9 protein-coding genes are annotated in these 12,298 nt (G+C 65.9%); 5 read left to right on the plus strand and 4 right to left on the minus strand.

Annotation, left to right across the window (positions count from 1 at the left end; all coding sequences use genetic code 11):
- The first annotated feature begins 80 nt into the window (after positions 1-80).
- From ACEN42_RS12065 to ACEN42_RS12080, 4 genes are all read left to right on the plus strand, one after another.
- Positions 81-908 (plus strand): Smr/MutS family protein, encoded by an 828-nt coding sequence (locus ACEN42_RS12065; RefSeq protein WP_187607254.1) that lies wholly within the window; start codon positions 81-83, stop codon positions 906-908.
- A gap of 22 nt (positions 909-930) precedes the next feature.
- Positions 931-1,518 carry a trimeric intracellular cation channel family protein gene (locus tag ACEN42_RS12070; protein ID WP_187607386.1) on the plus strand — a complete coding sequence of 196 codons (588 nt, stop codon included), beginning with the start codon at positions 931-933 and terminating at the stop codon, positions 1,516-1,518.
- A 124-nt stretch (positions 1,519-1,642) separates the two neighbouring features.
- Positions 1,643-2,296, plus strand: a complete 654-nt coding sequence (locus ACEN42_RS12075) for a protein-L-isoaspartate O-methyltransferase (protein ID WP_371880066.1) — start codon at positions 1,643-1,645, stop codon at positions 2,294-2,296.
- A gap of 54 nt (positions 2,297-2,350) precedes the next feature.
- The gene (locus ACEN42_RS12080; protein WP_035505448.1) at positions 2,351-2,674 is read left to right on the plus strand and encodes a rhodanese-like domain-containing protein; all 324 of its coding nucleotides are present in this window, start codon (positions 2,351-2,353) and stop codon (positions 2,672-2,674) included.
- Positions 2,675-2,717: 43 nt separating this feature from the next.
- Here ACEN42_RS12080 and ACEN42_RS12085 read toward each other — a convergent pair whose 3' ends face one another.
- From ACEN42_RS12085 to hemC, 4 genes are all read right to left on the minus strand, one after another.
- Complete coding sequence (locus ACEN42_RS12085) at positions 2,718-4,295, minus strand: GDSL-type esterase/lipase family protein (protein ID WP_371880067.1); 1,578 nt, start codon at positions 4,293-4,295, stop codon at positions 2,718-2,720.
- A 173-nt stretch (positions 4,296-4,468) separates the two neighbouring features.
- Positions 4,469-5,662: a heme biosynthesis protein HemY gene (locus tag ACEN42_RS12090; RefSeq protein WP_187607387.1), complete on the minus strand. Its 1,194-nt coding sequence runs from the start codon at positions 5,660-5,662 to the stop codon at positions 4,469-4,471.
- Positions 5,662-7,785, minus strand: coding sequence for a fused uroporphyrinogen-III synthase HemD/membrane protein HemX (gene hemDX / locus ACEN42_RS12095; protein WP_371880068.1), 2,124 nt, complete (start codon positions 7,783-7,785; stop codon positions 5,662-5,664). The genes ACEN42_RS12090 and hemDX overlap by 1 nt, the downstream gene beginning before the upstream one ends.
- Entirely contained in the window at positions 7,785-8,792 is a 1,008-nt protein-coding gene (gene hemC, locus ACEN42_RS12100) for a hydroxymethylbilane synthase (RefSeq protein ID WP_371880069.1), read from the minus strand. The genes hemDX and hemC overlap by 1 nt, the downstream gene beginning before the upstream one ends.
- Before the next feature lie 335 nt (positions 8,793-9,127).
- Here hemC and ppc point away from each other — a divergent pair, with 335 nt between their 5' ends.
- The gene (gene ppc, locus ACEN42_RS12105; protein WP_187607259.1) at positions 9,128-12,187 is read left to right on the plus strand and encodes a phosphoenolpyruvate carboxylase; all 3,060 of its coding nucleotides are present in this window, start codon (positions 9,128-9,130) and stop codon (positions 12,185-12,187) included.
- Positions 12,188-12,298 lie beyond the last annotated feature (111 nt).

Here is a 12,298-nt window from a genome sequence, read left to right on the forward strand (position 1 = left end):
GTTCACGCCGTCGGCCCGTTTTCGATTCGAGGCGCGCCTCGCGTCGAGCCTGATTCCTGTCGATTTCCGCTGGCCGAACGATGCCGAAGAACCTCCCTCACCCGAACGAACCGAAAGTCCGGCGCAGAGAAGCGGCGCGACCGGCCACGCCCGCACCGGCCCGGCCAGTCGATGCGCGCGACGTCGCCGCCGCCGTGAAGCGCGACGGGCTGTCGGGCCTTTCGACGCTCAAACGCGCACTGAAAGCCGACGCCGAGAAGCGCGAAGTGCAACGCGTCGCGGCGGCGCGCGCCGAACGCGAAGTCGTCGCCGATGCCGACGAGTTCCGTCGCGCGATCGGCGAAGTCGAACCGCTCAGGACGCCGCCGCGCACGACCGTCACGCGCGTGCCGCCTCCGCCGGTGCCGCTGCAAAGCCGTCGCGACGAAGAGGCCGTGCTGCAGGAAGCGCTCTCCGACGAATACGATCCCGAAAGCCTGCTCGACATCGACGAAACGCTGTCCTTCTACCGGCCTGGCATCAGCCAGGAAGTCGTGAGGAAGCTAAGGCGCGGCGCGTGGATCGTGCAGGCGCAGCTCGATCTGCACGGCATGCGCCGCGAAGAAGCGCGCGAGGCGCTCGCAGAGTTCATCCGCGAATCGGTGAAGCGCGGGCTGCGGTGCCTGCGCGTGATTCACGGCAAGGGGCTCGGCTCCATCGGCAAGGAGCCTGTGCTCAAGGGCAAGGTGCGCGCGTGGCTCGTGCAGAAGTCGGAAGTGATCGCGTTTTGTCAGGCGCGCCCGCACGACGGCGGCGCGGGCGCGGTGCTCGTGCTGCTGCAGCCGGGCGGCGCGGCGCGTCATCACAACCATCCGCAGGACAAGAGTCTCGGCAGGAATCGCGATCCGGGGCCGGACAGTGCATCCTAGGCTCACCCTCGCCATCACCATCATGGAGGCGCTCGCGATTTTCGCGTACGCCTTCTCCGGGCTCATCGAAGCGCGCAAGCGCAGGCTCGATGCGGTCGGCGCGTTTCTCGTCGCGCTCGTCACCGCGTTCGGCGGCGGCACGGTGCGCGACGTGCTGCTCTCGCGCCGGCCGTTCTACTGGGTCGAGCATCAGGATTACGTGCTCCTCATCTTCGCGATGGCGATCTTCGCGCCCATCTTCCTGCGCGTCACGTCGCGGCTTTTCGACCAGCGCGCGCTGCTCATCACCGACGCGATCGGGCTCGGCCTTTTCAGCGTGTCCGGCACCTCGATCGCGCTCGATGCGCAGATGCCCGCCTTCACCGCGACGATGATGGGCGTCATCACCGGCGTGTTTGGCGGCGTGCTGCGCGACGTGCTCTGCAACGAAATTCCGCTGATCCTGCGCGACTCGCGCCCCTACGCGGTGTGCGCGTTCGCCGGCTGCTGGATCTATCTCGGGCTGGAGCGGCTCGACGTCGACACGATCTACAACGTGCTGATTTCGACGGCGTTCATCCTGATCGCACGGCTCATCACCTTCAAGTTCGATATCCGTCTGCCGCACTAGGTCCATCACCGGCACGCGCGCGAAACGGGCGGGAAAACGCGTCCATTTGCTACAATCGCATAGTTTTCAGCCCCGCATCCGGCCGCGATGCAGCCCGCTCCGGTCGCCATCACGCACATAGAACATGAACATCGAGCAAGCGCGTTTCAACATGATCGAGCAACAGATTCGTCCGTGGGAAGTGCTGGACCAGGACGTGCTGAACCTGCTCGCGATCGTCAAGCGCGAGAACTTCGTTCCCGCCGCGTACCGCAACATCGCTTTCGCGGACCTCGAAATTCCGCTGCCTGGCGGCGAGCGCATGCTCTCGCCCAAGGTCGAGGCGCGCATCCTGCAGGAGCTCGCGGTTCACAAGGGCGAGACCGTGCTGGAAATCGGCAGCGGCTCGGGCTACATGGCGGCGCTGCTCGCGCATCGCGGACGCAGCGTGACCACGGTCGAAATCTCGCCCGAACTCGCCGGTTTCGCGAAGCAGAACCTCGCCGCGAATGGCGTGACGAACGTGGACGTGATCACCGGCGACGGCGCGCTCGGCTGGGATCAGGGCGCGCCTTACGACGTGATCTGCGTGTCGGGCGGGCTGCCGGTCATGCCGCAGGAATTTCTCGAACAGTTGAAGATTGGCGGACGCATTGCCGCGTTCGTCGGCGCGGCGCCGGTCATGAAGGCGCAGGTCATCACGCGCGTCGACGAAAAGCAGTTCCGCGTGTCCGACGTATTCGAGACGCTCGTCGCGCCGCTGAAGAACGCGGTGCATCCGTCGCTGTTCAAGTTCTAAGCTGAAAGCGCGATGCCGGTTGTGCCCGGCCTCGCGCGTCTTGTCAGGATCTTCATGCAAAACCTCACCGCACCCGAACTCGCCGCGTGGCTCGCGGATGCCTCGCGCCCCGCTCCCGTTCTGCTCGACGTGCGCGAGCCGTGGGAAATCCAGACGGCGAAGATGGACAACATCGTGACGATTCCGATGCGCGACATTCCCGCGCGCAGCGAAGAACTCGACGACGAAGCGCAGATCGTCTGCATCTGCCACCACGGCGCGCGCAGCGCGCAGGTCGCAATGTTCCTGGAATCGCGCGGCTTCACGAAGACGTTCAACCTGTACGGCGGCATCGACGCATGGTCGCGTCAGGTCGATCCGTCGGTTCCCACGTACTGATCGCTTTTCGGGCCGCACATCGCGCGCGGCCCGCACGCTTTTCTCATCCCTCGCTCGACCACAGCGCCGTGCCGCGCGCCGAGAATATGACGAGATATCCGTTCGGCAGGATAGTCGCATAGGCGCCCGGATTGCCCGACGTGTGCGTCTGCCAGACCATCGCGCCGTTGCTGTCGTACATCACCAGGTTGCCGTCCTCCAGCATGCGGACTTCGACGCCCGGCGTGCCGCTCACGCGCGATGACCAGATCGTCTGGCCATTCCTCACGGCGACGAGATAACCGTCGCCCTGCAAGTTCACTTTCACATTTGCGCCGCACGCCGCAACCGTTCCGCCGACGCCAAAGCCCTCGCCCATCGCGATACGTCCGCACGCCGTCGGCGCGTTGACCGGCGGCAGCGCGGCGAACCAGGACAGATCGACGGCATTGGCGATCGCCAACATGCCGGCATCGTCCGGATGCAGATCGTCGCCGCTGTTGTAGGCGCGCGCGTACGCGGTGGAATCGGTCGAGCCCCACGGATTGCCCAGCGCCGCGGCCTGATCGAGCACGGCGTCGCAGCCGCTTTCCTTGGTGCGCAGGTAGGCATTCACCGTCTGACGCGTGTTCTCGATTTCGGGCGTCCACTCGTCCAGGCCCTGAAAAGGTGTGAGCGTCGAACAGATCAGGCCCACTTTCGCGGCGCTCGTCTGCTGGACGAGTTGCTGATACGCGCCGATGAGCTGCTGCGCGCTCGGTGGATTGCCGCTGATGAGATTGTTCACCGCATCGTCGGAGACGATCACCCACTTCACGTTGGGCTGCCCGAGCACGTCGCGGGCGAAGCGCTTCAGTCCGGCCTGGCCCGAGCCGTCCGTGAAGAAGTCGTTTCCGCTGATGCCCTGATTCAGCACACCGACCGTCATGCCCGAGCGGATCAGCCGCTCCGCGAGCCGATTCGGCCAGCGCCGGTTCGTGTTGGGCGTCGATGAAAACCCGTCCGTGATCGATGCGCCGAACGTGACCACCGCGCCCGTCGCCGCGGCGTTCATCACATCGACATTGGTGAGGAAATAGTACGACTGCTCGCCCGTCGCGTTCACGACGCCGCCCGCGAACGCCGGGTCCGCGCTGACGTCGCCCGGTGCGATCCAGTTGTCCTGCAAGCCCTCGATATGTCCGGTCGCCCCGGGCTGCGTCTGCGACGGAATATGGAAGCTCACGGCGATATCGGCGAGTGCGGGCACCTGAAACGGGATGGCGTCGGTCTGCACCGTGCCGCCCGCCGGAATCGTCACGTAGGGCTGGCCGTTGAAGGTCGCGGCGCGATCGGTGCCGGCGATCGTCCGTGCCCCGCCCGCCCGCCGCGCGATATGCACGTCGCCGAGCGTGACCGGCTGCGAGCCGAACAGATTGGAGAACGTCAGGCGCGCCGCCGTGCCGCCGATGCTCGTATGCACGACGTGGCGAATCGTCTGGTTGTTGAAGCCGGGATCCGCCGTGACATCAGGCGCGGCCGACCACGTTCCGGTCCACGGTGCGCTCGTGATGACCCCCTGCGCGAAGTAATGCGATGTATCGGGCCATGACAGAAAAACGACGAGCGCCAGGCCGACGAGCTTGTGTAACCCTCGTTTCACGTTCGCCTCCCTGTTCTTCGAATTGGTGGAAGCAAACTAGACCACGTCGGGCGCATCGCCGTTGTGCGCTAACGTACAGACAACGTCAAACGCCGTTCCCGTGGACAAAAAACAGAAAGCCGCATGAAAGTTACTCTCATGCGGCTTTTTGCGGACGTTCGACGAGACGCGGATCAGACGACGTTCATCGCCAGCGCGCTCGCACGATAATGCTCCGCGGCCTTTTCGGTGTCGCCGAGTTGCTCGTGCAGACGCGCGAGCGCGCGATGCGTGCGGATCTTGAGCGGTTCGTTGTCGGCGAGTTTCAGCGCCGATTCGAGGAACGCCTGCGCCTTGCCCCACAACTGCTGATGCAGACACAGCCGCCCGAGCGTGAAGAGCAGATCGGCGTCTTCGGTGCGTTCCTTCTGCCACGCTTCGGCGCGCTGGATCAGCGGGAACGCGTCGCCGCCGACGATGCAATCCGGATAGCGCCGCAAGAGCCGCGCGTCCCAGTTGTGCGCGAGCGCATCCTCGACGATCTTCTTCGCCTCTGCGCGGCGATCGAGCGCGATCAGCAACTCCGCGGCGAGATCGGCGAGACGCGGCGACTGGCGCTCGGTCACCGAAAGCGACTGCCACAGTTCGAGCAGCGCGTCGGGATTGTGCCGCCGGTCGCGCAGCAGGTTTTCCGCCGCCACCTGACGCAGCCGCACCGCGACCGCCGGATGCAGCGCCTCGCGCTTTTCCAGCATGCGTACGAGCTTCAGCACTTCGCCCCAGTTCTTCAACTGCTGCTGCGCGCGCAGCGCGATCTGCTGCGCGTGGATGCGCCGTCCGCCCTGCGCCTGCATTTCGGTGAGCGCGACGAGCGCGCCGTCGGCGTCGCGGCCATCGGCGCGCATGTCGGCGGTCGCCATCAGGCGCGCGTCCTGCCAGTCCGTGCCGGAAACCTGCGCGAGCCATTCGTCGCGGCGCGCATATTCGTGCAGACGGTGCGCCGCGTTTGCGCCGATGAGCCCGGCTGCGCCCTTGTTCGCGTCGACGGAAAGCGCATCGCGCGCGGCCTTCTCGGCCTTCGAGAAGCGCCCGGCGTAGAGATGCCCGACCGCATCGCGCAGCGACGCATTCGCTTTCGCGAGCTTGCTGCGCGTGCGATACGCAGCGACGCGCGACGGCATCTTCCACACGCCGCGCACCGCGCGGATGACCGCGTAGAGCACGATGAACAGCACGACGAGCGCCACCGCGAACAGGTTGAGCGACATGTCGACCCGATACGGCGGAATCACGAGCAGGATCTGCCCGCCGTTGAAACCCCCGACCGTCGCGACGATCACCGCTACCGCGAACAACAGCGCGAGCCAGATCAGTCCACGAATCGTCATCATCCGCCTCGCTTGAACTGATGGACGGCGGCGAGGCTGGCGTTCAGGTTCGGCACCGCGACGGCGAGCGACGCCTGATCGACCTGCTTCACGAGATCGCGCACGGCCTGCACCTTCCTGGACGATGCATCGAAGTAGCGCGCGAGCGCGGCATCGGCGGCGTGCAGATCGGACTTGAGCGTCGGCTCGCTGCGCGACAGGAGCGACAGACGCGCGGACAGCAAACGCAGCTTCACGTTTTCGCGCACGAAATAACCCTGATCGGGCGACGTGAGCATCGCGTCGGCGTTGTCGATGCGCCGCACCGACACGAGGCTCGACAACTGCTGGCCGATGCCGTTGGTGATCTGATGCCACAGCACCTTCCAGCGCGGCTCGCCGGTCGCCGCGGCGATCGACGCACTGTTGGCCGGCTCGGCCGTCTGCGCGCGGGCGCGTGCGATCGGCGCTTCGCCCGACAGCGGCAACTGGTCGATCTGGTCGATGGCGGTATCGAGCTTGATCGCGAGGCCGGTGAGATCGGTGGTGGGCGTGGCCTTCAGCTTGTCGATGTCCTGCGCGATCGCCTTGCGGATCGCGACGACCTGCGGGCCGGTGCTCGCGGCAAGCCGCGTGTCGGCGCTTTGCAGCGCGAAGAGCGCGAGCTGCACGTTGCCGGTCAGTTGCAGTTGCTGGCTCGCGCTCGACAGAATCTGCTCGACTTCGGCGATAGTCCAGTCGTCGCGATTGCTCGCGAGATCCTGATATTGCTGCTGCAACGCCTGACTGTGCGTTTCGGCATCGGTGAGCTTGCCTTGCAACTGGATGATCTGCGTATTCAGCGCGGTGGTCGCGCTCGCGGCCTGATCGGCTTTCGCGCGCAGATCGGCGTTCTGCTCGTCGGACTGGGCGAGGCGCTGCGACAGTTGCGCGTCGGCGCGGTCGAACTTGCGATTCAGGACGAACGCGCCCGCGCCCGCCGCCACCGCCAGAATGACGATGACGAACCACAACAACACGATGCCCGCGCCGCCGCGGCGCTTCTGCTGCTCGAAAGGCGTGAAAGGCGTGTTCGGCGGCAAGGGCGGTGTCACGTTCGGCTGAGGTGAAGCTTTTTTGGAATCGTTCGAATCAGTCATGCGTGATTGGGCCGTTTGGTGGGCCGGCGCGGTGGCCGGATGGGCGTCCGTCGGCGCGGATGAGGAATGGTTCGAGCTCGATGCGCTCGCTGCAGCGCTCGCGTATGCGTGGGCCTCCGGATCGCGTGAGTTGCGTTGTGACTCCGCCTGCGCGGCTGCTGCGGCGGTGTCGGGCGGAAACAGCGCTTCCAGCGAGTGTGCGATGCGTTCGTCGCCCGCGCCGGACACCGTAATCCTATCAAAACCGGCTCCCCGCGCGGCCTCGGCGATACGCGGGTGCGGGCAGACGACCGGCGTGCGTTTGAGCAGCACGATTTCGTCGGCGGTGAGATGCTCGTGCGCGAGCTCGTCGAGATTGCGCACGCCTTCGGAACTCGTCAGCAGCCACGCGTGCGGCTTTCCCGCGAGCAGTTCGTGGATGCGCTCCCACTTCTGCATCGACGGCTCCGGCAGCACACGTCGATACGCGGCGGCTTTCTCGGCCCGCGCGCCCGCCTCGTCGAGCCGTTCGGCGAGCCATTCACGGCCGCCGTCGCCGCGCACGATCAGCACGCGCTTGCCTTCGAGACCGTTCGTGCCGAAATGCGCTTCGATCGCGGTGTAGAGCGCTTCCGAGTCGAAGCGGGGATCAGCGTCTTCCGTCGATGGACTGATCACGCGATGCGCGGGCGCGTGCACGCCCTGCCGCGCGAGCGCCGCGACCGATCCCGGACCCACGACCGCGACGGGCAGATCGGCGGGCCACGGCGCGCCGAGCCGGCCGAACGCATGATCGATCGCATTCGGCGACACGAACACCACCAGCGCGTAACGCCCCGGTGCGTCGGGCGGCAGAAAGAGCTCGTCGAGCGCGGCGCGCAGCGGTGCATCGTCGGCGACGGGCGCGATATCGATCAGCGGGAATTCCAGCGTGTCGAAGCCGGCGCTCGCGAGGAGCGCGAGCAACGCGGACGACTGTCCGCCCGGACGCGTGACGATGACGGTGGCGCGGCGCTCGCTCGCCATCAGGACTTCGGCCCCGAGGGCGCGGCGTTGGGGGCATCGGCGCGGCTCATCGTGGTGAGTGCGTTGACGATATCCATTGCGCCCTGTGCTTCGAGATCCGCCGACACGCGCTTGCCGAGCGCGAGCGCGTCGGCGAGATCGGGCGAACGCACGGTTTCTTCGGCGCGCAGCACACGCTTGCCGTCGGGCATCGCCACGGCGCCGCGCAGATGCAACGCGCCTTCGCGCCACACGGCATGCGCCGCGAGCGGCACTTCGCAACTGCCGCCGAGCGCACGCGACACCGCGCGTTCCGCCTCGACCGCGAGCGCGGTGTGTTCGTCGTGCAAGGGCGCGAGCCACGCGGCGAGATCGGCGCGATCCGCGCGCATCTCGATGCCGAGCGCGCCCTGCCCCGCCGCCGGCAGGCTCTCCGACGGATCGAGCAGCGCACGGATGCGCGCTTCGAGACCGAGGCGCTTCAGTCCGGCGGCCGCGAGGATGATCGCCGCATATTCGCCGCGATCGAGCTTGGCAAGACGCGTGTCGAGATTGCCGCGCAGCGGACGCACTTCGAGCGCGGGAAAGCGCGCGCGGATCATCGCTTCGCGGCGCAGACTCGAAGTGCCGACGATACTTCCCGCAGGCAACGCTTCCAGCGATTCGTAGTGCGGCGACACGAAGGCGTCGCGCGGATCTTCACGCTCCAGAATGGCGCCGAGCGCGAAGCCTTCGGGCAGTTCCATCGGCACGTCTTTCAGCGAATGCACGGCGAGATCGGCGCGGCCTTCGGCGAGCGCGGCTTCGAGCTCTTTCACGAAGAGACCCTTGCCGCCGACCTTCGATAACGTGCGATCCAGAATCTGATCGCCACGCGTCGTCATTCCGAGGATTTTTATGTCACAAGATGGATATAATTTGTGCAGCGCACACCGCACATGCTCGGCCTGCCACATCGCAAGCCGGCTTTCCCGCGAAGCGATGGTGATGCTCGCGGGCGGTGTCGTTGAATGCGTCTCGGAATTCATTGATGCTCGATCGAATGACGGGATGGATGAATAGACATTAGCGAACAATGGTAGCACGCACGCCAGAGTCCACTGACACATGGGCAGCGCGCGAGAGCCTTGTCCGATGCGCCTTTCGGGGCGTCCGTGGCGCGTTTGTATCCGGGTGAACGACGGCGCAGGCCGCTTCGCGCGCGATGACCGCTTCGGGGCCCGCTAAACGCCGCGGCATGCTGTCGCCGGTTTGACGCACGGCCGTTCGCACGGCCTGCGGTTTCCTGCCCGATGCGGCGCCCGTCCGGGTTGCATCACGTCGATGTGGTCCCTGGCTTCGCAGCTTCTGAGAGGAACCCAACGTGACGTCTTCTGGATCGGCTCGCCCGGCGCGCCGCAACGCCGCATTGCCCAAGTCTTCCTCCTCCGACGCGCCGCGCCCGGCGTCGTCGCCCATCGTCACGAAGGCCGCCACGGCGGCGAAGGCATCGAAAGCGGCGATCGCGCCGAAACCGAGGCCGGGCATCAAGGCCGCGGCCAAACGCGTCGCGACCAAAGCGAAAGCGCCGCGCGCCAACGGCGCGGCCGCTGCGAAACCCGCGAGCCGCACCCGCGACGACAAGGACCGCCCGCTCTTCGAGGACATCCGCTTCCTCGGCCGCCTGCTCGGCGAAGTGCTGCGCGAGCAGGAAGGCGACGCCGTGTTCGACGTGGTGGAAGCCATTCGTCAGACGGCCGTGAAGTTCCGCCGCGAAGACGACAGCGAAGCCGCGCAGACGCTGGAGAAGAAGCTGCGCGCGCTGTCGCCGGAGCAGACGGTGTCCGTCGTGCGTGCGTTCAGCTACTTTTCGCATCTGGCGAATATCGCGGAAGACCGGCACCACAATCGCCGCCGCCGCATTCACGCGCTCGCGGGTTCCGTTTCGCAGCCCGGCACGATCGCCTATGCTATCGAACGGATGCGCGAGCACAAGAACATCAGCGCGACGCGCAAGCTGCTGGACAAGTTTTTCGGCGATGCGCTGATCGTGCCCGTCCTCACCGCGCACCCGACCGAAGTCTCGCGCAAGAGCATTCTCGATGCTCAGCACGACATCGCGCGCCTGCTCGCCGAACGCGATCAGGAACTGACCGTCCGCGAACGCGCCCAGAACGAAGCCGTGCTGCGCGCGCGGGTGACGTCGCTGTGGCAGACGCGCATGCTGCGCGAAACACGGCTTTCCGTCACCGACGAAATCGACAACGCGCTTTCCTACTATCGCGCGACCTTCCTCGCGGAGATTCCCGCGCTCTATGCCGATATCGAAGGCGCGCTCGCCGAGCACGGCCTGCCCGTGCGCCTGCCGCCGTTCTTCCAGATGGGAAGCTGGATCGGCGGCGACCGTGACGGCAATCCGTTCGTCACCGGCGAAACGCTCGAAACCGCGATCACCCGTCAGGCGATCGTGATCTTCGAACACTATCTGGAAGAGACGCACAAGCTCGGCGCGGAATTGTCCGTGTCGAACCTGCTCGCCGGTTCGAGCGATGCGTTGAAGGCGCTCGCCGATGCCTCTCCGGATCAGTCGCCGCATCGCACGGACGAGCCGTATCGGCGCGCGCTCATCGGCATGTACACGCGGCTTGCGGCGAGTGCTCGCGTGCGGCTCGGCGAAGGCGTCGTCGCGGTGCGCAGCGCGGGCGCCGGCCAGCCGCAGATTCGCGCGAAGCCCTACGCGGACGCTTCCGAATTCGTGCGCGACCTGCACGTGCTGATCGATTCGCTCGCGGAGCATCACGGTGCGTCGATGTCGACACTGCGGTTGTCGCCGCTCGCGCGCGCCGCCGAAGTGTTCGGCTTCCATCTCGCGAGCATCGACTTGCGGCAGAGCTCCGATATTCACGAAGCAGTCGTGACCGAGTTGCTCGCGCGTGCGGGCGTCGTCGCGGATTACGCGTCGCTGTCCGAAGAGCACAAGCGCGACGTGCTGCTGAAGGAACTGGCGCAACCGCGTCCGCTGCGTCTTCCCTACGCGCAGTATTCCGATCTCGCGAAGAGCGAACTCGGCGTGCTCGAAGCCGCGCGCGAGACGCGTCAGAAGTTCGGCGCGCGCGCGGTGCGCAACTACATCATCTCGCACACGGAAACCGTCAGCGACCTGCTCGAAGTGATGCTGCTGCAGAAGGAAACCGGCGTGCTGCAAGGCTATCTGGGCGCCAAAGACGATTCACCGCGGGACGGCCTGATGGTGATTCCGCTCTTCGAGACGATCGCCGACTTGCGCAATGCGCCGGTCATCATGGGCGAGTTCTTCGCGCTGCCGGGCATCGACAAGCTGATCGAAAATCAGGGCAACGAGCAGGAAGTGATGCTCGGCTATTCGGACAGCAACAAGGACGGCGGCTTCCTCACGTCGAACTGGGAGCTGTATCGCGCGGAACTGGCGCTGGTTACGCTCTTCAAGGAACGCGGCACGACCTTGCGTCTGTTCCACGGCCGCGGCGGCACGGTCGGACGCGGCGGCGGCCCGACCTATCAGGCGATTCTGTCGCAGCCGCCCGGCACTGTCGACGGGCAAATCCGTCTGACCGAGCAAGGCGAAGTGATCGCGAGCAAGTTCGCGAATGCGGAGATCGGGCGGCGCAATCTGGAGACGGTGGTCGCGGCGACGCTCGAGGCATCGCTGCTGCCGCACGAGAACGCGCCCGCGCAGTTGCCGCAATTCGAAGCGACGATGCAGACGCTCTCCGATTCCGCGATGGCCGCGTACCGTGCGCTCGTCTACGAGACGCCCGGCTTCACCGACTATTTCTTCCTGTCGACGCCGATTTCGGAGATCGCGGAGCTGAATATCGGCAGCCGGCCGGCGTCGCGCAAGCTGCAGGACCCGAAGCAACGCAAGATCGAGGATTTGCGCGCGATTCCGTGGGGCTTCTCGTGGGGGCAATGCCGTTTGTTGCTGACGGGCTGGTACGGCTTCGGCAGCGCGGTGACGGCCTATCTCGACAAGTCCGGCTCCGACGATGAACGCGCGAAGCGGCTGGCTACGCTGCGCAAGATGCACAAGACGTGGCCGTTCTTCAAAAACCTGCTGTCGAACATGGACATGGTGCTCGCGAAGACCGATCTCGCGGTTGCGTCGCGTTATGCACAGCTCGTCACGGACAGGAAGCTGCGCAAGACGGTGTTCGACAAGATCGTCGCGGAGCATCAGCGCACGTCGGACGTGCTCGCCGAGATCACCGGGAAGAGCGATCGTCTTGCGGATAATCCGCTGCTCGCGCGGTCGATCAAGAACCGGTTTCCGTATCTTGATCCGCTCAACCACTTGCAGGTCGAACTGTTGAAGCGTCATCGCGCGGGAGATCAGAACGTGCGCTTGCGGCGCGGGATTCATTTGACGATCAACGGGATTGCGGCGGGGTTGCGGAATACGGGGTGATGGTAGGGGTGTGGCGGGGTTTTCGCCGGATCCCGTTTGCGCGTCGGTCTATTAGCACTGCCCCTGTGCGGGGCGGCAGTCACTTTCTTTGCTGCTGCAAAGAAAGTAACC

The organism is Caballeronia sp. S22, from assembly GCF_964261745.1.
GTDB lineage: Bacteria > Pseudomonadota > Gammaproteobacteria > Burkholderiales > Burkholderiaceae > Caballeronia > Caballeronia jiangsuensis.

Excerpts from the sequence above, each read along its gene's own strand:
- hemDX (WP_371880068.1), bottom strand. The coding sequence starts at position 7,785 with ATGGCGAGCGAGCGCCGCGCCACCGTCATCGTCACGCGTCCGGGCGGA.
- hemC (WP_371880069.1), bottom strand. The coding sequence starts at position 8,792 with ATGAATTCCGAGACGCATTCAACGACACCGCCCGCGAGCATCACCATC.
- ACEN42_RS12075 (WP_371880066.1), top strand. The coding sequence starts at position 1,643 with ATGAACATCGAGCAAGCGCGTTTCAACATGATCGAGCAACAGATTCGT.
- ACEN42_RS12080 (WP_035505448.1), top strand. The coding sequence starts at position 2,351 with ATGCAAAACCTCACCGCACCCGAACTCGCCGCGTGGCTCGCGGATGCC.
- ACEN42_RS12090 (WP_187607387.1), bottom strand. The coding sequence starts at position 5,662 with ATGACGATTCGTGGACTGATCTGGCTCGCGCTGTTGTTCGCGGTAGCG.
- ACEN42_RS12065 (WP_187607254.1), top strand. The coding sequence starts at position 81 with ATGCCGAAGAACCTCCCTCACCCGAACGAACCGAAAGTCCGGCGCAGA.
- ACEN42_RS12070 (WP_187607386.1), top strand. The coding sequence starts at position 931 with ATGGAGGCGCTCGCGATTTTCGCGTACGCCTTCTCCGGGCTCATCGAA.